Origin of the sequence: Microbacterium sp. M (assembly GCF_045181065.1) — a bacterium.
Taxonomy (GTDB): domain Bacteria; phylum Actinomycetota; class Actinomycetes; order Actinomycetales; family Microbacteriaceae; genus Microbacterium.
Genome location: NZ_CP173721.1, coordinates 1712493 through 1735604 on the forward strand (window position 1 = coordinate 1712493; position 23112 = coordinate 1735604).

Below are 23112 nucleotides of genomic sequence, written 5' to 3' on the forward strand. Positions count from 1 at the left end.
TCAGCGCGCCGCCGCGCGTCCGGCCTGACGGCCCGAGAAAAGACAGCCGCCGAGGAAGGTCCCCTCCAGTGCGCGATACCCGTGCACGCCGCCACCGCCGAATCCACTCGCCTCGCCTGCGGCGTACAGCCCGGGGATCGGAGCCCCGTCGGCACCGAGTGCCCGCCCGTCGAGGTCGGTCTGGATGCCGCCGAGCGACTTGCGTGTGAGCACGTGCAGCTTCACGGCGATCAGTGGACCGGCTGCCGGATCCTGCAGCCGATGCGGGGTCGCTGTGCGGATGAGCTTGTCGCCCCGATAGGAGCGCATCGAGCGCAGCATCCCGATCTGCGCGTCCTTGGTGAAGTCGTTGTCGATCTCGCGGTCGCGGGCGACGATCTCCTGCCTGACGCGTTCGAGGTCCAGCAGTTCGCCGCCCGGAGCGCCGCGCAGCTGCTCCAGGAGCGTGTCGAGATCGTTCTCGACGATGAAGTCCTCACCTTCGTCCAGAAACGCCTGCACAGGCCCGGTCGGGCCCTTGGCGAGGCGGGACTTCAGCAGCAGCGGGATGTCCTTCCCGGTGAGATCCGGATTCTGCTCGCTGCCCGAGAGCGCGAACTCCTTCTCGACGATCTGACGCGTCGTGATGAACCAGGAATGATCATGTCCGGTCGCCCGCAGGTGGGTGAGGGTGCCGAGAGTGTCGAAGCCGGGGAACAGCGGCACGGGGAGCCTCTTGCCGGTGGCGTCGAGCCACAGCGACGACGGGCCCGGCAGGATCCGGATGCCGTGGGCCGGCCATACCGGATCCCAGTTCGTGATCCCCTCGACGTAGTGCCACATCCGGTCGCCGTTGATCAGGTGCGCGCCGGCGGTGGCCGAGACGGCATGCATGGACCCGTCGACATAGGCGGGCACTCCCGAGAGCATGTGCGACGGCGGGCTGCCGAGGCTTTCCGGCCAGAACGCACGCACGAGGTCGTGGTTGCCGCCGATGCCGCCGGAGGCGACGATCGTCGCGCCCGCGGCGATCTCGAACGCGCCGACGACTTCACGGCTGCTCGCCACGCCGCGGGGTTCGCCGGTATCGGCGAGGACATCGCCACGTGCGCCGATCACTGCGCCGTCCGACACGATGAGTTCGTTCACGCGATGGCGCGGAAGGATCGTCAGCGTCCCGGCATCCTCGGCGGCGTGCACAGCCGCTGCGAAGGGCTGGACGATTCCGGGACCCGTGCCCCAGGTGATGTGGAACCGGGGAACCGAGTTGCCCGGCCCGAGCGCGCCATAGCCGCCGCGCTCCGCCCACCCGACGACGGGGAAGAACCCGACGCGCTTCTCGCGCAGCCAGGCGCGCTTCTCGCCAGCGGCGAATCCGAGGTACGCCTCGGCCCACCTCTTGGGCCAGGCGTCCTCCGCGCGATCGAAGCCGGCGTTTCCGAACCAGTCCTGCGTCGCCAGCTCGAGTGAGTCCCTGATGCCCATGCGGCGCTGCTCGGGGGAGTCGATGAGGAAGAGACCGCCGAACGACCACCATGCCTGTCCGCCGAGGTTCGAGCGCGGCTCCTGGTCGATGAGGACGACCCGCCTGCCTGCCGCGGACGCCTCTGCAGCGGCGACGAGGCCGGCCAGCCCCCATCCGATCACGAGTACGTCTGCGGACAGGGGCGTGGTCGTCATCAGCTCTCCGTCGAATCCTGACTGCGGGTCTCCAGTGTCGGCCGGCCGACGGCGGCGGGGCCGATCCCGGACGGCTCGAATGTGTTCACCATGGCATACGCGGCGCGTTCCAGGTAGTCCCAGAGCGTCGATTCGTGCAGCGGCGACAACTGCGCCTCCTCCACTGCGGTGCGCATGCAGCGCAGCCAGCGGTCCCTGGCATCCGGATCGACGTGGAACGGCACGTGCCGCATGCGCAGCCGCGGATGCCCTCGTGTCTCGCCGTACGTCGTCGGCCCTCCCCAGTACTGCACGAGGAAGAGCGTCAGCCGCTCAGCGGCGGGGCCGAGATCCTCTTCCGGGTACATCGGCTTGAGCACCGGGTCGAGTGCGACCTCGCGGTAGAAGGTCGCCACCAGCTTCTCGAACGTCGGGTATCCGCCGACTTCGTCGTAGAACGTCACTTCTTCTCATCTCCTGGGCCGGCGGTCCCCGCGGACCCGCCGGACTTCTTGCGGCGCCAGATGCCGCGTTCGGCGACCGGGGGGACGCCCGTCACGGCGTTGGGGCGCGTCCGGGGCGGGTTGGCTCCGCGTACGCGTCGCGCGCCGTCGAGGCCGGTCGGTGTGACGGTGGTCATGCTGGGCACGCCGATCTCGAGCTCGTCGAGGCGCTTCTTGAGCCGTGCGCGCAGCTCCTGCGCGACGTCGTCCTTCGCGTTCGCCCGCGTCTTCATGACGACGCGGACGACGAGGGCGTCGCCGGTGATCGACTCGAGTCCCCAGATCTCGGGGCGCTCCACGATCCGCGTACGCCACTTCGGGTCCTTGGCGAGGTCCTGCGCGGTCTCCAGCATCGCCTTCTCGACCGCTTCGAGATCGGCATCGGGTGCGACGCCGAGGTCGATGATGGCGCGCGCCCACCCCTGAGACATGTTGCCGATGCGCGTGACTTCGCCGTTGCGCACGTACCAGAGCGTTCCGTTGACATCGCGCACCTGGGTGATGCGCACGCTCACGTACTCCACGACACCGGAGGCGAGACCGAGGTCGACCACGTCGCCGATACCGATCTGGTCCTCCGCGACGATGAACATTCCGTTGAGGACGTCCTTGACGATGTTCTGCGCTCCGAAGCCGAGGCCGGCTCCGACAGCGGCGGTGAGCAGGGTGAGCGACCCGAGAAGGTTGGAATCGAGCACGTTCACGGTCAGCACGACCGCGATCACGACGAGCATCACGTTCACGATGTTCTGCAGGATCGTGCCGAGCGTCCTCGTCCGCTGCACGAGGCGCATGTCGGCCAGAGGGGATCGCTCGATCGCCTGCGTGTCGTCGACGGATGCCTTCGACTTCGCACTGTCCACGATCCGGTGCACGACACGGCGGATCACGACGCGCAGCAGCAGTGCGATGACGACGCAGACCGCGATGATGATGGCGATCTGCAGCGCCCTGCCTCCGACGGTCATGAGCACGGCCATCACCTGGTCCCAGAGTGTGGGGGTGGTCTCGGGTTCCGGGGCCGGATCGGTCGTGAAGGGGAGGAGAAGCACCTCCTGATCCTACCGATCGGGCCTCTGCATCGGCTGGATCGCCGACGCAGAGGCCCGAGTGTCAGGATGCTGCGGTCAGCGCTCTTCGTCGCGGCTCTGCGCCGCGAGCGAGCGCTCGACGTCGGCGAGGTTCTCGTTCACGAGGCGACGCAGCGCAGGCGCGGCATCCTGGTTGGCGGACAGCCATGCGCGAGTGGCGTCTCGCAGCTCACGGCTCGCGAGCGCGGTCGGGTACAGGCCGACGATCAGGTAGTTCGCGATCTGGTACGTGCGCGACTCCCAGATCGGAATCAGCATGTCGAAGTAGGCCGGCACGAACTCGCCGAGCACCTCGACGCCCGCCGGATGGACGAATCCGAGTGCGGCGGCGCGGATGATCGTGTTCGGGGCTTCGTCCGACTCGACGAGCGAAGCCCATGCGGCCTTCTTATCGGCGATCGTCGGCAGCGCGGCCCGTGCCTGGGCGGCGAATTCGGCGCCCTTGGACGTGTTGTCCGCGGCGAGAGCCGCGTCGATGGACGCGGCATCCGTCGCACCGATCGTCGCGAGGCCGACCAGAAGCTGCCAGGACAGGTCCGTGTCGATCTCGAGCCCTGGCAGGGTCTCCTCACCGGCGCGCAGGCGGCCGACGATGCCGGCGTGCTCGCCGGTGACGAGGTTGCCGGCGAAGGCGGTGACGAACTGCAGCTGGCTGTCGCTGCCCGCCTCGGCACTCTGCGCGAGGTCCCACAGTCCGTCGGCGACCTTCTGACGGGCGGCGCTCCGGTCAGCGGGTGCGACATAGAGGGTCGCGGCGGTGCGCAGCTGCGCGAGCGTGGTCCGCACCGTCGTCGACTCGGTCTCGCGGCCGATGTTGCCCAGGACGAGATCGATGTAATCGGATGCCGCGCTCTCGGCGTCGCGGGTCTGATCCCACGCGGCGCCCCACACCAGCGAGCGGGCGAGCGGGTCCGAGATGTCGGCGAGGTGCGCGACGGCGGTGGCCAGCGAGCGGTCGTCGAGACGGATCTTCGCGTAGGCGAGGTCGTTGTCGTTCAACAGTACGAGCGCGGGGCGCTTGAGCCCCTTGAGCTCTGGCACCTCGGTGCGGTCGCCGTCGACGTCGATCTCGACGTAGTGCGTCCGGGTCAGCGAGCCGTCGACGAGATCGTAGAACCCGATCCCCAGGCGGTGCGGGCGGATGGTCGGATAGTCGGCCGGCGCGGTCTGCGTCACCGCGAAGCGGCTGATCCTGCCGTCGACGTCCTCCTCGACGATGGGCGCGAGCGTGTTGACGCCTGCCGTCTCGAGCCACTTCTTCGACCACGTGCTCAGTTCGCGGCCGCTGGTGGCCTCCAGCTCGGTGAGCAGGTCGCTCAGTTCGGTGTTGCCCCAGGAGTGCTTCTGGAAGTACTGCGACACACCGGCGAAGAACGCCTCGATCCCCACCCAGGCGGCGAGCTGCTTGAGAACGGATCCGCCCTTGGCGTACGTGATGCCGTCGAAGTTGACCTGGACGTCCTCGAGGTCGTTGATCTCGGCGACGATCGGGTGCGTGGAGGGGAGCTGGTCCTGGCGATACGCCCAGGTCTTCTCCATGGCGTTGAACGTGGTCCACGCCTCGGTCCACTCTGTGGCCTCGGCGGTGGCGATGGTCGATGCCCACTCGGCGAACGACTCGTTCAGCCACAGGTCGTTCCACCACTTCATGGTGACCAGGTCGCCGAACCACATGTGCGCGAGCTCGTGCAGGATCGTGACGACGCGTCGCTCCTTCACGGCATCGGTCACCTTGCTGCGGAAGACGTAGGTCTCCGTGAACGTGACGGCCCCGGCGTTCTCCATCGCACCGGCGTTGAACTCGGGGACGAAGAGCTGGTCGTACTTCGCGAACGGGTACGGCACGCCGAACTTCGACTCGTAGTACTCGAAGCCCTGGCGGGTCTTGTCGAAGATGTAGTCGGCGTCCAGGTGCTGCCACAGGCTCTTGCGCCCGTAGACGCCGAGCGGGATGACGCGGCCGGAGGCGCTGGTCAGCTCCGAGAAGGTCGACTCGTACGGCCCCGCGACGAGCGCGGTGATGTAGGACGAGATGCGCGGCGTCGGCTCGAATCCCCAGGTGGCGATGGCGCCGTCGCCGGAGCCCGTCGACGGGTCGTGCACGATCGGCTCCGGGGTGGGGGAGTTCGACACGACCTTCCACGCGGCCGGGGCCGTCACCGTGAACTGGAACGTGGCCTTGAGATCGGGCTGCTCGAACACGGCGAACACGCGGCGGGAGTCCGGCACCTCGAACTGCGAGTAGAGGTACACCTCGCCGTCGACCGGGTCCACGAAGCGGTGCAGCCCCTCTCCGGTGTTGGTGTACTCGCAGTCCGCGTCGACGACGAGCACGTTCTCGGCCTGCAGATCGGCGAGTGCGATGCGCGACTCGGCGAACACCTCGCTCGGGTCGAGCTGCTCGCCGTTCAGCGAGATCTCACGGACCTCGCGCGCGATCAGATCGATGAAGGTGTAGCTTCCCGGCTGGGCGGTGAATCGCACCACGCTGCGCGATCCGAACACCTCCTCGCCCTTCGTCAGGTCCAACGAGACCTGATACGACTGCGTGTCGATGAGGGCTCGACGCTCCTGCGCTTCGATACGGGTGAGATTCTCTCCAGGCACAGCTTTTCTCCCAGGGGTCAGGGGTGCGACCGCTCCACGACGCTGCTGGCGCCGACGGCAACCATGACAGCCTACGCCAGGACGCGGCCGAGGCGAACGACCGGAGGTGCAAGGATGGAGGGGTGAGTGCGAACACCTCTTCCCCTGTTCCCTTCGCTTCGCCCGCTGCGGCTGACGGCGTCCCCTTCGTCGAGACGCCCGTCGCGTACGACGGCATCCTGCTCGCGGGATTCGGCGGGCCGGAGGGGCAGGACGATGTCATCCCGTTCCTGCGGAATGTCACGCGGGGGCGAGGCATCCCGGACGAGCGACTCGAAGAGGTCGCTCACCACTATCGGCACTTCGGCGGCGTCAGCCCCATCAACGCCCAGAACCGCGCGCTCCAGGCCGCTCTGGAAGCCGAACTGCGCCGCCGGGGCATCGACCTGCCGGTGTACTGGGGCAACCGCAACTGGGAGCCGTACCTGGAGGATGCCGTGCGCGATGCGGCGGCGGAGGGGGACACCTCCCTGCTCGCCTTCGCGACCAGCGCTTACAGCTCGTTCTCCAGCTGCCGTCAGTACCGCGAGGACTTCGCACGCGTGCTCGAGGACACCGGTCTGGGCGAGACGGTGACCATCGACAAGATCCGGCCCTTCTTCGACCACCCGGGGTTCGTCGACGCCTTCCTCGAGGGCGTCCGTGCGGCGATCGAGGGCTACCTGGCCGAGGGGATCCCCGCTGACGGGATCCAGGTGCTCTTCTCGACGCACAGCGTGCCGATCGACGACGCCCGGCGATCCGGCCCGCGGGATGTCGACTGGGGACCCGGCGGTGCCTATGCGGCGCAGCACGAAGCCGTCGGTGCGTGGGTCATGGACCGCGTCGGGGCGGAGATTCCGGCGGCCGGCGCGGTGGAGTGGGAGCTCGTCTACCAGTCACGATCCGGTCCGCCGACGCAGCCCTGGCTCGAGCCGGATGTCTGCGACGTCATCGGAGAGCTGCCAGGGCGGGACAAGTCAGCGGTCATCGTGGTGCCGCTGGGCTTCATGAGCGACCACATGGAGGTGCTGTGGGACCTCGACACGGAGGCCGCCGAGGCTGCTGAGGAAGCAGGCCTCGCGTTCGTGCGAACGCCGACGCCCGGTGTCTCTCCTGCGTTCGTGGCCGGGATCGTCGATCTCGTCGAGGAGCGCCTCGACGGTCGCCCTGCGGCGGAGCGTCCGCACGTCACGGATCTCGGTCCCTGGTACGACGTGTGCCGCCCCGGATGCTGCGAGAACATCCGCGCCGGCTTCAAGCCGGCGGCCGCCGGACTCGTCCCGTAACGCGCGGCATCGGCGGCTCCCGGCCGTCAATAGGATGGGATCCATGCGCATCCATATCGCCACCGATCACGCAGGTCTCGACTTCTCCACGCAACTGCAGGACCATCTGCGCGGAGCGGGTCATGAGGTCGTCGATCACGGGCCCGTCGAGTACGACGCGCTGGACGACTACCCGGCGTTCTGCATCCGCGCGGCGCAGGCCGTCGTGAGCGATCAGCGTGCCGGCGTCGAAGCTCTCGGCGTCGTGTTCGGGGGATCGGGCAATGGCGAGCAGATCGCCGCGAACAAGGTCGAAGGCATCCGCGCCGCGCTGGTGTGGAATCTGTCGACGGCCGAACTCGCGCGCGAGCACAACGACGCCAACGTGATCTCGATCGGTGCACGCCAGCACTCCTTCGAGGAGGTCGTGAGCTTCATCGATCGCTTCGTCCGGACGCCGTTCTCCCAGGACGAGCGGCACGTCCGTCGCATCGGGCAGATCGCGGACTACGAACGCGACGGGTCGCTGCTTCCGGACCCCAGAGCCTGACATGCCAGAGGGGCATTCGGTCCATCGGATCGCGCGCCAGTTCGCGCGGAACTTCGTCGGCAAACGGCTCGTGGCATCGAGCCCGCAGGGGCGCTTCGTCGAGGGGGCTGCCGTGCTGGACGGACGCGAGGCGCTGAGCGTCCAGGCGGTCGGGAAGCAGATGTTCCTCGAAGCCGAGGGCGATGTCTGGCTGCGCGTGCACCTGGGACTGTACGGCGCGTGGGACTTCGCCGGAGAGATCCTCGTCGATCCGACCATCGCGTCGGCGAACGGACGGATGGGGCAGACCAATCAGCGCGGCACGGACCTCGGGGCGACCGAGGGCGACGCCATCCTCGACGACGCAGGGGAGAATTCGCTGTCCTCGATCGGTGCGCCTCGTCGCACGCGCGTCCACGTGCGGATGTCCGAGCAGACCAAGGGACTGGCGGATGAGGGCGTCGAGTGGCCGCCGCCCGTCGTCGGCCAGGTGCGACTCCGCCTGATGACCGACATCACGTGCGCCGACCTGCGCGGACCGACCGCGTGCGTGCTCCAGACGCCGGAGGAGATGCTCGCCACCGTCGCGAAGCTCGGACCGGATCCGCTCGTGGGAGACCCGGATGAGGGCGAGGAGCGCTTCGTGCGTGCGGTGCGCAGGAAGCCGACCGCGATCGCGCTGCTGCTGATGGACCAGGCCGTGGTCAGCGGCATCGGGAACGTCTATCGCGCCGAGATGCTGTTCCGTGCCCGACTGAATCCGCACACACCGGGCCGCGACGTGCCGGAGGAACTGGTGCGCGAGCTCTGGCGCGACTGGGTGCGACTGCTGGCGATCGGTGTCGAGACCGGGCAGATGATGACGATGGACGACCTCGCGCCGGCGCAGTACCGCGCCGCGATGGCGAGTCGGGACGATCGGCACTGGGTGTATCACCGTGCCGGACTGCCCTGTCGGATCTGCGGCACCGAGATCGCGCTGGAGGAGATCGGGGCCCGCAAGCTCTACTGGTGCCCGTCCTGCCAGGCGTGATCGTCGACGCAACGGCAGGTCGTGCTCGAGCCTGAGCGTTTGCTGTGCCAGTATTTCGTGCACCGACGCACGATAGGAGCATCCATGGACCTCACCGGAGTCGAAGGCTTCCTCACCTGGCTCAGCGGCATCGTCTGGGGGCCGTACCTCCTGATCCCGCTGCTGCTGGGAACCGGCCTGTACCTGACGATCCGCCTCGGCGGACTCCAGTTCCTGCGGCTCGGAGCGGCGCTGCGTCTCGGGCTGTTCACCCGCAAGGACCCCGGTTCGGACGGCGACATCTCGCAGTTCCAGGCACTGACGACGGCGCTTGCAGCGACCGTCGGCACGGGGAACATCGTCGGGGTGGCAACCGCGATCGGCATCGGCGGACCCGGCGCGCTGTTCTGGATGTGGGTCACCGGCCTGCTCGGCATGGCCTCCAAGTATTCCGAGGCGTTCCTGGGCGTACGGTTCCGCAAGACGGATGCCGCCGGCGAGAAGTCCGGCGGACCGCAGTACTACCTGGAGCGGGGCATCCCGAACCGGTTCGGGAAGTTCCTCGCCCTGTTCTTCGCGATCGCGGCAGTGCTCGCGTCGTTCGGCATCGGCAACATGACGCAGGGCAATTCGATCGCCTCCAACATGGAGAACAGCTTCTCCGTCCCGACCTGGGTCACCGGTCTCGTGCTCACGGCGTTCGCACTGGTCGTCCTCGTCGGCGGCATCAAGTCGATCGGTCGTGTGACCGCCGGGCTCGTGCCGATCATGATCATCTTCTATGTGCTGGGCGCCCTCTACATCCTGATCGTCAACATCGCCGACGTGCCGGCCGCGTTCGCGCAGATCTTCACGGATGCCTTCACCGGCACCGCGCCGATCGGCGGCTTCGCCGGCTCCGCGATCATCATCGCTGTGCAGCTCGGCGTGGCACGAGGGATCTTCTCCAACGAGTCCGGCATGGGCTCGGCGGCGATCGCGGCCGCGGCGGCCAAGACGAGCCACCCTGTCCGGCAGGGGCTCGTCTCGATGACGCAGACGTTCATCGACACGATCATCGTCGTCACCTGCACGGGTCTGGTGATCGTGACCACCGGGGTCTGGAAGATGACGGACCCCGAGACAGGGGAGCCGATCAGCCCGGCGCTGATGACGGGGGAGGCCTTCTCGCACGGGCTGCCGGGGGAATGGGGCCACTACATCGTCACGATCGGCCTCGTGCTGTTCGCGGGATCCACGATCCTCGGCTGGTCGTACTACGGCGAGCGATGCATCGAGCGGCTGCTGGGCATCAAGGCGGTCATGCCGTTCCGCATCGTGTTCTCCCTCGTGGTGTTCGTCGGATGCACGGTTCAGCTCGGCGTCGTGTGGGCGTTCTCCGACGTGATGAACGGGCTGATGGCGCTGCCGAACCTCATCGGACTGCTCGTCCTCTCGGGCCTGATCGCGAGGGAGACGAAGAAGTACCTCGACAACGACCCGAAGCTGCGTGCCAGCACGGCCGAGGTCAACGCCTTCATGGTCGGCGACAAGGGGTTCGAGGACTGGAAGACCCAGGCCGTCCCGGTCGTCGAGACCAAGTAGCGCACAGACGACCGCGGCGGCCGTTCCGGGCAGCCGCCGCGGTCGTAGTCTGGTCGTATGCGTCAGAATCCCAGCTTCACCCTCGCCGATGTCGCCGAGATGCGGCGGGTGATCGAACAGAGCCCCTGGGCGACGCTCGTCAGCGCCGGCGATGACGGACTGGTCGCGTCGCACTACGTCGTGATGCTCGACGAAGCCCGCGATGATCTGACGATCGTCGGTCACGTCGGCCGGCCCGATGACATGGTCCACGGCCTCGGCGGACGCGAGCTGCTCGTGGTGTTCCAGGGCCCGCACGGGTACATCTCGCCGGGATGGTACGCACCCGAGACGGCGAGCGTGCCGACCTGGAACTACACGGCCGTCCATCTGTCCGGAGTGCCGGAACTCCTCAGCACCGAGGAGAACCTTCGAGTCCTGGACCGCCTCGTCGAGCGCTTCGAATCCCGGATGCCCGACCCGCGGCTCATGTGGGAGCGTCCCAACGACGAGGCGTTCGTGCGTCGCCTCGAAGCGGGGACGATCGGGTTCCGTCTCACGCCGACCAGAGTGGTCGCGAAGCGCAAGCTCAGCCAGAACAAGGATGCGGAGACGATCGAGAACGTGATCGCCGAGCTGCAGGGCGACGGCGTGTACGCGAATCCGGCTCTGGCGGCGGAGATGCGCCGGGCGCAGGACGCCCGCACCCGGGCGGGCTCGTGATCGGGGCGGACCTCGACGCGCTGCGGGCGGTGCGGATCGCCGGCCCCGGACGCGAGTTCCTCTTCGACGACGAACCCGTCGATGTCATGATCCGCGACGGCCTGATCGTCGACATCGCGCCCACGGGAGCGATCGCTCTGACCGGACGGATCCTGGATGCCGAGGGTGCGTGGGTCCTCCCCGGTCTCTGGGACAACCACGTGCACACCGTGCAGTGGGCGCTGGCATCCGACCGGAAATGGCTGGGGGACGCGGCGTCGGCGCGGGAAGCCGCCGCCCTGATGGCGTCGGTGGCCGTCGGCCCGGACGGTCGACGCATCGGCAGAGGCTTCCGCGATGCGCTCTGGCCGGACGCCCCTGAGCTCGCGGTGCTGGATGCCGCGACAGCGGATGCGCCGACGTATCTCATCAACGCCGACGTGCACAGCGTGTGGCTGAATTCGGCCGCGCTCGCCCGCGAGGGCTTCCAGACGCCGGACGGGGTGCTGCGGGAAGAGGACGCGTTCGAGATCTCCCGTCGGCTCGACTCCGTCGATCCCGATCACGCGGATGCCGCGGTTCGCGCCGCGGGTGCGCAGGCGGCGGCGCGGGGCATCACCGGTCTCGTCGACTTCGACATGGCGTGGAACGCGGAGGCCTGGGCGCGACGGATCGCTGCGGGGTTCGACGCCCACCGCGTCGAGTTCTCCGTCTACCCGATGGACCTGGATCGTGCGATCGAGGCCGGACTGCGGACCGGAGATGCCCTCGGCTGCGACGGACTCGCGACAATGGGACGGCTGAAGGTGATCAGCGACGGGTCGCTGGGCACGAGGACCGCAGCGTGCTCGCATCCGTATCCCGGTGAGGGGCATGGGGTGATGACCGTGGAGCAGCCCGAGTTGATCGAGCTGCTCACGCGTGCGACCGGGGCGGGGCTGGAGGCTTCCGTGCACGCGATCGGCGACCGTGCGGCGGCGTCCGCGCTCGACGCCTTCGCATTCGCCGGCGCTGCCGGGACGATCGAGCACGCCCAGCTCCTGCGCCATGCGGACCTGTCGCGCATGGCGCGGCTGGGCCTGGTCGCCAGCGTCCAGCCGCAGCACGCGCTGGACGACCGCGATATGGCGGCGCGGCTCTGGGCCGAACAGACGGGGGTCGCGTATCCGCTGGCGGCGCTCCTGCGGTCCGGCGTCGAATTGCGCCTGGGATCGGACGCTCCGGTGTCTCCGCTGGACCCATGGGCGGCGATCGCGGCCGCCGTGTCGCGAACCGACGATGCGCGTGAGCCATGGCATCCGGAGGAGCGGCTGAGCATCGACGAGGCGATCGCAGCGAGCGTGCGGTCAGCGGTTCGGCCGGGCGACCGCGCGGACCTCGCGGTGTGCGCTGTCGACCCTCGCTCAGCGGATGGTGAGCAGCTGCGCAGGATGCCGGTGCATGCCACGCTTCTCGGTGGCCGCGTCACGCACGAGTCCTGAGACGACGAACGCCCCGGGATACGATCCCGGGGCGTTCGAGAGGTGCTTACGCCGCGACGTGTGCGACGAGGAACCAGCGGTCCTTCTCGAGGCCGCGCATGATCTCGATCGCGACGTCCTGGCTGGTGAGGTCGATCTCGTCGAGGCCGTCGATCGCAGCCTTCGCGTCGACCAGGATCGCGTCGATGTCCGCGACGATGGCGCGGATGATGTCGTCGGACTGCGTGAAGCCGGCGGGCACACCCGTGTTCGGAGCCTTGGCGGCGACCGCGCTGACGCGGGCGTCGATCGGCAGGCCCAGGGCGACGATGCGCTCTGCCGCGGTGTCGGCGAAGTCGCCGGCGTGGGCGACGATCGTGTCGAGCAGTTCGTGCACGCCGATGAAGTTCGCGCCGCGCACGTGCCAGTGCGCCTGCTTGCCGTTGATCGTGAGAGCCTGCAGGCCGAGCACGACCGGCGAGAGGAACTGGGCGGCTGCTGCGGCGACCGTGGGGTCGCTGGCGGTCGTGGAGATGGTCTGTGCCTTGCTCATTCTGGTTCCTCCCGGACGTCTTCTTCGTACCTGATGAACACAACCGTACTCAGCCTCAGACATTCCGCAAGCAAGCTGAGGCTCGGCTTACGACCTCGGATTTCCGCGGAAATCCGGGCATCTGAGGGTAGTCTCGCCTTATGAGCATCTCGCCTTCGGCATCCGTCATCGCCCTGCCGGAGCGCGCGCCCGATCTCGCGCCGGATGCGTTCGTCGCCGACGGTGCGCGCATCATCGGCGACGTCGCGCTCGGCGCGGGTTCCAGCGTCTGGTACAACGCCGTCCTGCGAGCCGACTCGGCATCCATCCGGATCGGCGCAGGGAGCAACCTGCAGGACAACGTCTCCGTCCACGTCGACAGCGGGCATCCTGCGCTCATCGGGCGCGACGTATCCGTCGGCCACAACGCCGTCGTGCACGGGTGCACGATCGGAGACGGCTCCCTGGTGGGCATGGGAGCCGTGGTGCTGTCCGGTGCCGTGATCGGAGCCGGATGCCTCATCGCCGGCGGCGCGGTCGTGCTCGGCGGCACCGAGGTTCCCGACGGTTCGCTGGTGGCCGGCGTCCCTGCCAAGGTGCGCCGCGCTCTCACCGACGAGGAGAAGGCGGGGCTGCTCGCGAACGCCCGGATCTATCTCGAGCATGTCGTCACGCACGAGGCGGCGCGCGCTCGGTAGGCGTGGCGCAGCACCGATAGGCTGTTGTTCTACGGGGCCGTGGCCAAGCTGGTCAAGGCAGCGGGCTCATAACCCGACGATCGTGGGTTCAAGTCCCACCGGCCCCACCAGCTTCCTCTTCCGAGGCGTCCGGTTCGACCTGCGGCCGTCCGATGATGCCGATGCCGACGGCCTCGTGGCTCGGTTCGGGCTCCCTGCGCGACGGCGCCTTGGGCTCGTCGGCCGGCTCTTTCTCGGTGCTCGGTTCCTTCAGCTCCTCATCGGACGGCATCGCCTCGCCGGATTGTTCCTCCGGAGTTCCAGGAATGCTCACAGATCCTCCTCCTCGGCCGCTCCGGCGGCAAGTCGGTCCGCTTCGGCGCTGTCGATCCGATCCGCGTCGATGTCCTCATCGAGGACTTCGCGGTCGTCGATCTCGCGCGTGACGGGCGTCTCGGCATCCGCATCGTCGGGCTGGATCGGGAACGGGGGCGGGTACTGGTTCGACATCGTCGGCTCCTCTCGTCGTGGGATCTCCCACACTAGGAAACGACGAGAGGACGGCCCAGCGGGTTGACGCGCCCGTCTCGTCGGAGTAGGTCCGATGTTCCGGCTACAGCGGACGCGCGGTGATCGACTCGTCGCCGAGGTCCTCGCGCGCCGTGCGCAGGCACTTCGTGCACAGCAGCTCCACCGTGCGCGGATGGTTCTCGCCGCAGGTGCAGTCGATCGTCACCCGCCACTTGGCCCGGCGCCCGCACGCGGCGTATGCCTCGTCGTCGCCGTGGTCGCATTCGCATTCACGCGGAGACCGATCGTCCCAGCCGAGCGCGATGCCGGCGAACTCCTGCTCGAACGGGTCGGCGGAATCCCGTGCCGGTGCGGCGGGGCGGATCGGATTCTTCTGCCGCATCACATCACATCGCCGATGTAGGAGTACTTGACGAACACCTCGGACGCGATGCCGGACTCCTCGAGCACACCCTGGACCGCGCTCATCATGTAGTTCGAGTCCCAGCCCATGTAGAGGAAGTGGGAGTCGTCCAACGCATCCCACTGGCCCTTCCAGGCCATCTCGTCGTAGATCGGCCCGCCACGGCGTGCGCTGTAGGCGAGCGCGGCTGGGCGGTCATCCGTCCACGCCCGCCGGAACACCCGGTTGAAGAGATACTTCACATCGCGCACATCCCAGTGCTCGCCCCGATACTCGACGTACGAGAATTCGCGGTCCCATCCCGCCGGCCACCCGCGTCGACGGACCGCGTCCAGGATCGGCGTCAGCCCGTCGTCGTCGATCTCCGGTAGCTCGGGGCGCGCCCAGATCCGCACGAGATCGGCGGTCAGCCGTACGGTCCGCTGCGTGATCGCGGCGGTTCCCCAGCCCTCCAGTCCTGCCAGATCGCGGGTGGCGGCGATCCCGCTGCGCGCGTAGGCGTCGTGCTGCTTCTCGGGGAAGGACGCTCCGAACACCCGCTCGGCGAGCGACTGCTCCAGCAGTGTCAGGTTGCCGAGCGTCGGCGCGAGCGCGCGATGACTGTTCTGCTCGTCCTCCGTCAGGTCGTTCCATGTACGGTCTCCGTCGCCCGACCAGGTGTCACCGGGCGCTGTCGGAACGATGTGCTCGAGATCGAAGTCCGCGGCATCCTCGACGTCCTCGAGCCGGCCGAGGACGTACGCGGCGTGGGGGAGCTCACCGTACTTGAGTACGGCGCTGACGCGCTCGTCCGACGGGGTGATGCGTGCGAACGCGCGCATCAGGGAATCGCGACCGGAGGTCCGTGCCCGGCACAGCCGGGCGATGAGCCGGTCGGTCGGCAGATTCACGATCGCACGGCGCAGGTACATCGCCTGCACCCACTCCAGGGTTTCGATGAGCTCGTCGCGCTCGATCAGCCCTCGGGAATGGTCGCTGTACACGCTCATCACCAGTGGGTAGGCCGCGCGACCGAACGTGTTCACGAACTGCAGCTGCTGCCGGATTCCGGCATCAGGCTCCTGCGCGGGATCCAGCAGGGTGCCGTAGATCTCGGCGAAGTGACGCCATGCCTCGGCATCCGCCTCGAGGTGCGCGACGTCCACGCGGGGGAAGGAATGCCGGAACGCGCTGTACACGCCGTGCTCACCGTTTGCGGCGACCTCTCGGCCGGTGCGCATGACCAGGTAGTGACGCCAGAATGCGCCGATCGTCTCGCCGGTGTGCCGCTCGATCGGAAGCCAGAAGCGCTCTTCGACGTCCAGTTGCTCGGCGTGCGTGAGCCCCATCAGGATGTAGTTGTGGATCAGCTCATGGTCGCGCAGGGGTTCACCGGTGGAGTTCAGGCTCTCGAAGATCTGCTGCGCGTTGGCCTGCGGTCCGAGGGTGATCGAGACGTGTTCGAGCTTCTTCAGTCCCCGCCAGATGCGCGGCGCCTCGTCGGCGTGCACCTGGCTGCGGAAGAAGGCGTAGTTGTCATCGAACCGGGATTCGCGGTCCGCATCGCCCCGGCGGTCCAGCACCACGGTCTCGTACAGCTCGGCCCAGGCGTGATGCGGTCGCAGCTTCGTCCGGCTGGCATCGTCGGCGCGGACGAGCACCCGCTCGAGTTCCGCGGCCATGGTCTCGTTGTGACCGCGTACGGCGTGGTGGAGGGCCGCGATCAGCAGCATCAGCGTCGTGATGCGCTGCTGACCGTCGATCAGGATCAGATCGAGATCCGAGGCATCCTGCGCCGACAGGATCGAGCCGATGAAATGCCGATGCGCATCGTCCTCGCCGGCGACCGCTCTGACGTCCGACAGCAGTCGCTCGCACGCACCGATGTCCCAGCGGTACTGCCGCTGGTAGACCGGCACGACGATCGTCGTGCCGGGGGCGGCGAGCCATTCGATCGTGTTTACTGCGGTCGCTTCGACGTTGGTGGCCGTTGCCATGACTGAGTGATGCCTCCGGAGAAAGCGGGAGTCCGAGACCCGCCTGATCGAGTCTAGCCCGGGCCGATTTTGCACGGTCGCGCTCCGTGGGCGGCGCAGGCGTCGCTGTTAGGCTTGCCTTATCAGGGCCTGTTAAAACGTGCTGGCCCCCGATGAAAGGAACATGACTCAGATCATGGGATACATCAAGTCCGAAGCCCTCGAAGAGACCGGCTTCGTCGTGCTCGACAGCTACAACCAGGCTCTCGACCCCAAGGAATGGCTCGACATCGAGTACGTCGACTGGAAGTCCTCCGGTGACACGCGCTTCGCGCCGCTCGCGAGCGCCAAGGGCGAGATCGAGTGCAACGGCTTCTGGAACCACAAGCCGCCGCGCACCGACAAGGACGGCGTGTGGATCGACGCGCAGACCGCCAAGGCCCCGAACCTCACGCGCCGCGCGCAGGAGCCGGGCGCCAACGTGGGTCGCTGCCGCGTCATCGAGCTGCAGCCGAACACTTACGGCGAGTGCCTCTACAACCTTCACCAGGATGACAACAACCGGCTCAACCCTGACGGCACCGGGTGGGTCGTTCGCGGCTTCTTCAACCTCACGGACGACAAGGACAGCTTCTTCGTCCTGCGTGAGAACCGCACCGACCCTGCCGGCGAGGTGCGCATCGCGCTGCCGGCCGGCGCTCAGCTCATCATCGACACCCAGCGGCTCTGGCACGCCGCCACGCACGTCGGAACGGAGCCGCGGTACAACCTGATCACTTCGTGGACATCCGGCCCCGAGCTGGACGCGTACATCGAGAAGTACAACGGCACCGGCCGTCACACCCAGTTCGAGCTGCCGCAGGACGTGCTCGAGGCGGGTTATGCCGAGCAGGCACGCAGGGATGCCGCACGTGCTGCGTACTACGCGGCCAAGGGGCAGCAGGTCAAGCAGGCCATGAGCGAGGCCTGAGCCCGACCCGTTTCGCGAAGGCGGGAATCACATGCTTGTGATTTCCGCCTTCGTGGGCGAGAATGGGCGCATAACCGCATATTCTCGCCAGTTTCTTCGTGTGGATCAGGTCGTTGGGGAAGACGCACCTGATGAAACGGAGAGATCATGGCGACGGCTTACGCACGCGGAGTGGTTTACATCCACTCCGCACCTCGCGCGCTCTGCCCGCACCTCGAATGGGCGGTGGGACGCGCTATCGGTCGTGCAGTGAACTTCGACTGGGTCGAGCAGCCCGTCCTCGAAGGATCCCGCCGTGCCGAGTTCTACTGGGACGGTCCGGTCGGCACCGGTGCCGCTCTCGCCACCGCGATCCGCGGTTGGGAGCATCTGCGCTTCGAGGTCACCGAGGACCCGACACCGCGCAGCGACGGCGGTCGCTGGCTGCATACGCCGGACCTCGGCATCCACTACGCGCAGACGGATGCCGCGGGCAACATCGTCATCGGCGAGGACCGGATCCGCTACGCGATGGAGATCGCTGCCGGAAACGCCATCGAGCTGCAGCGCGAACTGGATGTCGCACTCGGCTCCGCATGGGACGAGGAGCTCGAACCGTTCCGCCACGCGAGCGATGACGCGCGCGTCGTCTGGTTGCACAAGGTCGGCTGACGCCGGCACATGGACCCGGGGCGCCTGGAGGCGTCGGTATCGGAATCTGGTGAGTGATCCCGGAGGCTGAGAACGCGAATCCCGCCCCGTACGATGAAGGCCCCGCCCCACAGGGCGGGGCCGACGTCTGGGCGGATCAGCCCTCGTAGTCCGCGAACGCGGCGACCGCGTTGTGACCGCCGAAGCCGAACGAGTTGCTGATCGCGAGCTGAGGGCCATCGCCGAGCGGCTGCGGATCGCCGGAGACGAGAAGCGGGATCTCCGGATCCTGCGTCGTCAGGTTGATCGTGGGAGGCGCGACGCGGTTCTGGATCGCGAGCACGGTGAAGATCGCCTCCAGCGCGCCTGTGCCGCCGAGGAGGTGACCGGTGGATGCCTTCGTCGCCGAGACGGGCACCTCGTGCACGCGGTCGCCGATGACGTTCTTCAGGGCGGTGTACTCGTTCGGGTCGCCGACGGGGGTCGAGGTCGCGTGCGCGTTGACGTGCGTGATCTCATCCGGTGTGCGGCCGGCGGCCTCGAGGGCGAGCTTCACCGCTCTGGTCGCACCCTCCGGGGCGTTCGCGGTGATGTGGTAGGCGTCGGCGGTGACGCCGCCGCCGACGAGTTCGGCGTAGATCTTCGCGCCGCGGGCCTTGGCGTGCTCCTCGGTCTCGAGGATCAGCACGGCGGCGCCCTCGCCCATGACGAAGCCGTCCCGGTCGACGGAATAGGGGCGCGAGGCCGAGGCCGGGTCGTCGTTGCGACGCGAGAGCGCCTGCATCGATGCGAACGAGGCGATCGTGATGGGGTGGATCGCCGATTCGGTGCCGCCGGCGATCACGACATCCGCGAGTCCTGCCTGCAGGTGCTCGTAGGCGTTCACGAGCGATTCGGTGCTGGAGGCGCACGCGGAGGCGACGGTGCGCGCGAACGCGCGTGCGGTGAAGTGCAGCGAGAGATTGCCTGCCGCCGAGTTCGGCATGAGCATCGGGACCGTCATCGGCATGACACGACGGGGGCCCTTCTCCCGCAGAGTGTCCCAGGCGTCCAGCAGCGTCCACACGCCGCCGATGCCGGTGGCGAAATCGACGCCGAGGCGCTCCGGGTCGACATCCGGGGCTCCGGCGTCCTCCCACGCCTCCATGGCGGCGATGAGAGCGAACTGCGACGAGGGGTCGAGGCGCTTCGCAACGGGGCGTGCGAGCACTTCTTCCGGGCGCACGATCGCTTCGGCGGCGAACGTGACCGGGAGTTCGAGCTCAGCGACCCATTCGTGCTCGAGGGTGCGTCCTCCGGACATGCCGGCGAGCAGATTGGTCCAGTTCTCCGGAGCCGTGCCGCCGATCGCGGACGTGGCGCCGATGCCGGTGACGACGATGCGCTTGGTCATGGGGTGTGGTTCCTTCGAGCGGGGAGTCGAGCAGGTGTTGCGGCGCAAGCCGGAGGATGCCACGCCCGCTGACGGCGGGAGTGGCATCCGTCAGGTCTTACTCCTGGCCGGCGACGATGAAGCTGACCGCGTCACCGACGGTCTTGAGGTTCTTGACCTCGTCGTCGGGAATGGTCACGCCGAACTTCTCCTCGGCGTTGACGACGATCGTCATCATCGAGATCGAGTCGATGTCGAGGTCGTCGGTGAAGGACTTCTCGAGCGCGACCTCGGAGGCGTTGATGCCCGTCTCGTCGGTGATGAGCTCGGCGAGGCCGGCGAGGACCTCATCGTTGGTGAAAGCCATGTGGTCTTCCTCTTTCTAGCGGGTTGTTATCGGAACCGTGGAACAGTCTAGAGAACCACGGGCACGGATCAGGGGAGGACGACGACCTGCGCCGCGAAGACGAGGCCGGCGCCGAAGCCGATCTGCAGCGCGAGCCCGCCGGACAGTTCGGGATGCTCGGCCATCAGGCGGTGGCTCGCGAGGGGGATCGATGCGGCCGAGGTGTTGCCTGTGGTCTCGATGTCGCGTGCGATCACGGTGGTCTCCGGCAGCTTCAACTGCTTCGCGAACTCGTCGATGATGCGCATGTTCGCCTGGTGCGGGATGAACGCGGCGAGGTCCGCCGCCTCGATACCGGCGACATCGAGCGCCTCGCGTGCGACCTTGGCCATCTCCCAGACCGCCCAGCGGAACACGGTCGGACCCTCCTGCCGCAGCGTCGGCCAGGGGGCGACGCCGTCGCGGAACTCCGTCAGCGTGTGGTTCATGCCCACAGCGTCGGCCTTGGATCCGTCGGAACCCCACACGGCCGGTGAGATGCCCGGCGTCTCGCTGGGGCCGATGAGCGCCGCTCCAGCGCCGTCGCCGAGCAGGAACGAGATGCTGCGATCCGTGGGATCGATGACGTCGGAGAGCTTCTCGGTGCCGATGACGAGCGCATAGCGCGCAGCGCCCGCGCGGATGAGGGCGTCGGCCTGCGCGACGGCGTACGCGTATCCGGCGCATGCCGCGTTGATGTCATAGGCGGCAGCCGGGTTCGCGCCGACGCGGTCGGCCACGATGGCCGACACGGACGGAGACTGCTTCGGGTTGCTGATGGTGGCGACGATCACCAGGTCGACGTCGGCCGCGTCGACACCGCTGCGCTCGATCGCCTCTGCGGCCGCATCCGTGGCGAGGTCGATCGCATCGGTCTCGGCGACGGCGCGGGCACGGGTGATGATCCCGGTGCGCTGGCGGATCCACTCGTCGCTCGAGTTGATCGGCTCGATGATGTCCTCATTGGGGACGGCGTGCTCGCCCCGGGCCGCACCGAAGGCGTAGATGCGGGTGTAGGCGGGGCCTGTCACCTGCTGCAGAGTGGCGGTCATGCGGCTGCTCCGTTCAGCAGCTCTACCGCTGCGTCGAGATCTTCGGGGGTCTTCACTGCCACGGTCGGCACGCCGCGGAGGCCGCGCTTGGCGAGACCTGTGAGCGCGCCGGCCGGCGCGAGTTCGATGAGTCCGGCGATGCCGTTCTCGACGAACGAGTTCATGCACAGATCCCAGCGCACTGGGGAGGCGACCTGGCCGACCAGCAGCTCGAGGGCGCGTGCGCCGTCCGTCACGACGGAGCCGTCGCGGTTCGTCCACAGCTTCAGAACCGGATCGGATGCCGGGACGGCCGACACGGCATCCTGGAGCGTCTCGACGGCCGACTGCATGTACGGCGTGTGGAATGCTCCGGCCACCTGCAGCGGGATCACGCGCGTGCCCCGCAGCGGCTCCTCGGCGAGGGCCGCGAGGGCGGGGAGGGAGCCGGCGACGACGATCTGGCCACCGCCGTTGTAATTGGCCGGGGCGAGGTCGAGTTCTGCCAGGCGGGCGAGCAGCGCTTCCTCGTCACCGCCGAGCACGGCGCTCATGCCGGTCGCCTCCTGCGCTGCCGCGTCCGCCATCGCCCGTCCTCGGATGCCGACCAGGCGCATGCCGGTTTCGGCATCGATCACGTCGCTGCCGACGAGGGCGGCGATCTCACCCACGGAGTGCCCGGCGATTCCGTCGGCACGACGGCCGGCTCGCGTCGCGAGCTCCTGTCCGGCGATGAGGGATGCCGCGACGATCAGCGGCTGGGCGATGCGGGTGTCGCGGATGGTCTCGGCATCCGATTCGGTCCCGTGCCGGACGAGATCGACCTGCGCCGCCTCGGAGTACGCCGCGAGACGATCGGCCACGCCGTCCAGTTCGAGCCAGGGGGAGAGGAAGCCGGGGGTCTGAGAGCCCTGTCCGGGGCAGGCGACGACGATCACCAGTCCAGTCTGCCAACGATCCGCCGCACATAGTGGGGGATCTCTCACAAGATTGCGAAGATCCCTTGTGTGTGGCGTACAGGGCTCAGCGCGGACGACGGGGGTTCGTACGTCGTCTGGCTGGTTCGATCGTGCCGATCGAGCCGAGGATGAGCGCCGTCTGCAGGATGAGCGCCTCGCGCGGGCCTGTGGCATCCCAGCCGATGACCTCGCTCACGCGCTTGAGGCGATAGCGCACTGTGTTCGGGTGCACGAACAGCTCACGGGCGGTCGCCTCGAGCGAGCGTCCGTTGTCGAGATAACTCCACAGCGTCGTGACGAGGTCGGTGGAGTGCGCCTGCAGCGGACGATGGATGCGCTCGATGAGGGTCTGCTTCGCGAGCGGATCGCCGGCGAGGGCGCGCTCTGGCAGGAGGTCATCGGCTTCCACGGGCCGTGGAGCGCCGCGCCATGCTCGTGCGACGGCGAAGCCCGCCAGCGCGGCGCGGGCACTCTGCCCGGCATCCACCAGGGCGGCGACGGCCGGACCGACGACGACGTATCCGGGGCCGAACGACGGCTCCAGGCGCGTCGCGATCTCGTCGAAGGCGAGTTCGTCGTCTTCGCCTTCGTGACCGGCGTCGTGCGCTCGACCGACGACGAGCACCAGACGCGAGCCCTGGACGCCGACGAGCACATCGACGGCGAGCTTGCGCGCGGTGCGACGGACCTGATCGATGTCGAACTGCGCGGGTGTCGTGCCCACGATCACGCAGACTTCGCCATGACCGTGCCAGCCCAGGGCGGCGATGCGGCTCGGCAGCTCCTCATCGGCTTCGCCGGTGAGGATCGAGTCCACGACCAGCGCCTCGAGGCGGGCATCCCACAGTCCTCGGGCTTCAGCGGCTCTGGCGTACACGTCCGCAGCCGCGAAGGCGACGTCGCGGGAGTAGAGCAGGATCGCCTCGCGGAGATGCTCGCCCTTGCCCGCGACACGCTCCTCCGTGACTTCGACGGTGACGCGGATGAGCTGCAGGGTCTGCTGCAGGCTCACGCTGCGCAGGAGCTCGCGCGGGGCCGCGGCGAAGATGTCGGCCGCGATCCACGGCGTCGACGTCGGGTCGTCGTACCACTGGATGAACGACGTGATGCCGGCCTGAGCCACCAGCCCGACCGCAGAGCGGCGGGCCGGTGGCATGTCGGCGTACCAGGGGAGGGTGTCCTCCAGGCGCTTGATCGTCACCGTGGCGATGTCGCCGGAGATCCGGCGCAGCCACGCGAGCGTCGCTGCCTTGTCCATCGAGGCGGGGGACGAGCC

At 68.2% G+C, this 23112-nt stretch carries 23 protein-coding genes and 1 tRNA gene; 10 read left to right on the forward strand and 14 right to left on the reverse strand.

Translation table 11 applies throughout. From position 1 onward, the window contains the following. The 4 genes from ACI7YT_RS08210 to pepN all read right to left on the reverse strand — a co-directional run bounded on the left by ACI7YT_RS08210 (position 1) and on the right by pepN (position 5839). A complete protein-coding gene (locus tag ACI7YT_RS08210; RefSeq protein ID WP_406250114.1) occupies positions 1–1659 on the reverse strand; it encodes an FAD-binding dehydrogenase in 1659 nt (552 codons plus the stop codon). Beyond that, positions 1659–2102 carry a globin gene (locus ACI7YT_RS08215; RefSeq protein WP_406250116.1) on the reverse strand — a complete coding sequence of 148 codons (444 nt, stop codon included), beginning with the start codon at positions 2100–2102 and terminating at the stop codon, positions 1659–1661. Before ACI7YT_RS08215 ends, ACI7YT_RS08210 begins: the two co-directional genes overlap by 1 nt. Next, positions 2099–3193 (reverse strand): mechanosensitive ion channel family protein, encoded by a 1095-nt coding sequence (locus tag ACI7YT_RS08220; RefSeq protein WP_406250118.1) that lies wholly within the window; start codon positions 3191–3193, stop codon positions 2099–2101. Before ACI7YT_RS08220 ends, ACI7YT_RS08215 begins: the two co-directional genes overlap by 4 nt. A gap of 75 nt (positions 3194–3268) precedes the next feature. Then, positions 3269–5839 carry an aminopeptidase N gene (pepN, locus tag ACI7YT_RS08225; protein WP_406250120.1) on the reverse strand — a complete coding sequence of 857 codons (2571 nt, stop codon included), beginning with the start codon at positions 5837–5839 and terminating at the stop codon, positions 3269–3271. 122 nt (positions 5840–5961) lie between these two features. Here pepN and ACI7YT_RS08230 point away from each other — a divergent pair, with 122 nt between their 5' ends. The 6 genes from ACI7YT_RS08230 to ACI7YT_RS08255 all read left to right on the forward strand — a co-directional run bounded on the left by ACI7YT_RS08230 (position 5962) and on the right by ACI7YT_RS08255 (position 12412). Beyond that, complete coding sequence (locus tag ACI7YT_RS08230) at positions 5962–7146, forward strand: ferrochelatase (protein ID WP_406250121.1); 1185 nt, start codon at positions 5962–5964, stop codon at positions 7144–7146. Positions 7147–7189: 43 nt separating this feature from the next. Next, a complete protein-coding gene (locus tag ACI7YT_RS08235) occupies positions 7190–7675 on the forward strand; it encodes a ribose-5-phosphate isomerase (protein WP_406250122.1) in 486 nt (161 codons plus the stop codon). 1 nt (position 7676) lies between these two features. Further along, complete coding sequence (locus tag ACI7YT_RS08240; RefSeq protein ID WP_406250123.1) at positions 7677–8687, forward strand: Fpg/Nei family DNA glycosylase; 1011 nt, start codon at positions 7677–7679, stop codon at positions 8685–8687. An 84-nt stretch (positions 8688–8771) separates the two neighbouring features. Then, on the forward strand, positions 8772–10250 hold the full coding sequence (locus ACI7YT_RS08245; protein ID WP_406250125.1) for an alanine/glycine:cation symporter family protein: 1479 nt from the start codon (positions 8772–8774) through the stop codon (positions 10248–10250). A gap of 57 nt (positions 10251–10307) precedes the next feature. Further along, positions 10308–10952, forward strand: a complete 645-nt coding sequence (locus ACI7YT_RS08250) for an FMN-binding negative transcriptional regulator (RefSeq protein WP_406250126.1) — start codon at positions 10308–10310, stop codon at positions 10950–10952. After that, on the forward strand, positions 10949–12412 hold the full coding sequence (locus ACI7YT_RS08255; protein WP_406250127.1) for an amidohydrolase: 1464 nt from the start codon (positions 10949–10951) through the stop codon (positions 12410–12412). Before ACI7YT_RS08250 ends, ACI7YT_RS08255 begins: the two co-directional genes overlap by 4 nt. Before the next feature lie 46 nt (positions 12413–12458). Here ACI7YT_RS08255 and ACI7YT_RS08260 read toward each other — a convergent pair whose 3' ends face one another. Next, positions 12459–12944 (reverse strand): Dps family protein, encoded by a 486-nt coding sequence (locus tag ACI7YT_RS08260; protein WP_406250128.1) that lies wholly within the window; start codon positions 12942–12944, stop codon positions 12459–12461. A gap of 140 nt (positions 12945–13084) precedes the next feature. On the opposite strand from ACI7YT_RS08260, the gene ACI7YT_RS08265 reads away from it, so the two are divergent. Continuing rightward, positions 13085–13621, forward strand: coding sequence for a gamma carbonic anhydrase family protein (locus ACI7YT_RS08265; RefSeq protein ID WP_406250130.1), 537 nt, complete (start codon positions 13085–13087; stop codon positions 13619–13621). A gap of 33 nt (positions 13622–13654) precedes the next feature. Continuing rightward, positions 13655–13731, forward strand: a tRNA-Ile gene (locus ACI7YT_RS08270). Here the strand turns inward: ACI7YT_RS08270 and ACI7YT_RS08275 are convergent. From ACI7YT_RS08275 to ACI7YT_RS08290, 4 genes are all read right to left on the reverse strand, one after another. After that, a complete protein-coding gene (locus tag ACI7YT_RS08275; RefSeq protein ID WP_406250131.1) occupies positions 13710–13934 on the reverse strand; it encodes a hypothetical protein in 225 nt (74 codons plus the stop codon). The genes ACI7YT_RS08270 and ACI7YT_RS08275 overlap by 22 nt on opposite strands. Further along, positions 13931–14110 (reverse strand): hypothetical protein, encoded by a 180-nt coding sequence (locus ACI7YT_RS08280; protein ID WP_406250133.1) that lies wholly within the window; start codon positions 14108–14110, stop codon positions 13931–13933. The genes ACI7YT_RS08275 and ACI7YT_RS08280 overlap by 4 nt, the downstream gene beginning before the upstream one ends. A gap of 103 nt (positions 14111–14213) precedes the next feature. Continuing rightward, on the reverse strand, positions 14214–14513 hold the full coding sequence (locus tag ACI7YT_RS08285) for a hypothetical protein (RefSeq protein ID WP_406250135.1): 300 nt from the start codon (positions 14511–14513) through the stop codon (positions 14214–14216). Beyond that, entirely contained in the window at positions 14513–16510 is a 1998-nt protein-coding gene (locus ACI7YT_RS08290; RefSeq protein ID WP_406250137.1) for a DUF262 domain-containing protein, read from the reverse strand. The genes ACI7YT_RS08285 and ACI7YT_RS08290 overlap by 1 nt, the downstream gene beginning before the upstream one ends. A gap of 175 nt (positions 16511–16685) precedes the next feature. Between ACI7YT_RS08290 and ACI7YT_RS08295 the strand changes: the two genes are divergently transcribed. Then, positions 16686–17459, forward strand: coding sequence for a hypothetical protein (locus tag ACI7YT_RS08295; protein ID WP_406250526.1), 774 nt, complete (start codon positions 16686–16688; stop codon positions 17457–17459). Positions 17460–17606: 147 nt separating this feature from the next. Further along, entirely contained in the window at positions 17607–18110 is a 504-nt protein-coding gene (locus ACI7YT_RS08300; protein WP_406250138.1) for a DUF3145 domain-containing protein, read from the forward strand. Positions 18111–18246: 136 nt separating this feature from the next. Here the strand turns inward: ACI7YT_RS08300 and ACI7YT_RS08305 are convergent, their stop codons facing one another. From ACI7YT_RS08305 to ACI7YT_RS08325, 5 genes are all read right to left on the reverse strand, one after another. Then, positions 18247–19482 (reverse strand): beta-ketoacyl-[acyl-carrier-protein] synthase family protein, encoded by a 1236-nt coding sequence (locus ACI7YT_RS08305; RefSeq protein ID WP_406250140.1) that lies wholly within the window; start codon positions 19480–19482, stop codon positions 18247–18249. 97 nt (positions 19483–19579) lie between these two features. Next, the gene (locus ACI7YT_RS08310) at positions 19580–19828 is read right to left on the reverse strand and encodes an acyl carrier protein (protein WP_017830435.1); all 249 of its coding nucleotides are present in this window, start codon (positions 19826–19828) and stop codon (positions 19580–19582) included. 68 nt (positions 19829–19896) lie between these two features. Continuing rightward, the gene (locus ACI7YT_RS08315; RefSeq protein ID WP_406250142.1) at positions 19897–20898 is read right to left on the reverse strand and encodes a beta-ketoacyl-ACP synthase III; all 1002 of its coding nucleotides are present in this window, start codon (positions 20896–20898) and stop codon (positions 19897–19899) included. After that, positions 20895–21815 carry an ACP S-malonyltransferase gene (locus ACI7YT_RS08320; protein WP_406250143.1) on the reverse strand — a complete coding sequence of 307 codons (921 nt, stop codon included), beginning with the start codon at positions 21813–21815 and terminating at the stop codon, positions 20895–20897. The genes ACI7YT_RS08315 and ACI7YT_RS08320 overlap by 4 nt, the downstream gene beginning before the upstream one ends. A gap of 85 nt (positions 21816–21900) precedes the next feature. After that, positions 21901–23094, reverse strand: coding sequence for a PucR family transcriptional regulator (locus ACI7YT_RS08325; protein ID WP_406250528.1), 1194 nt, complete (start codon positions 23092–23094; stop codon positions 21901–21903). Positions 23095–23112 lie beyond the last annotated feature (18 nt).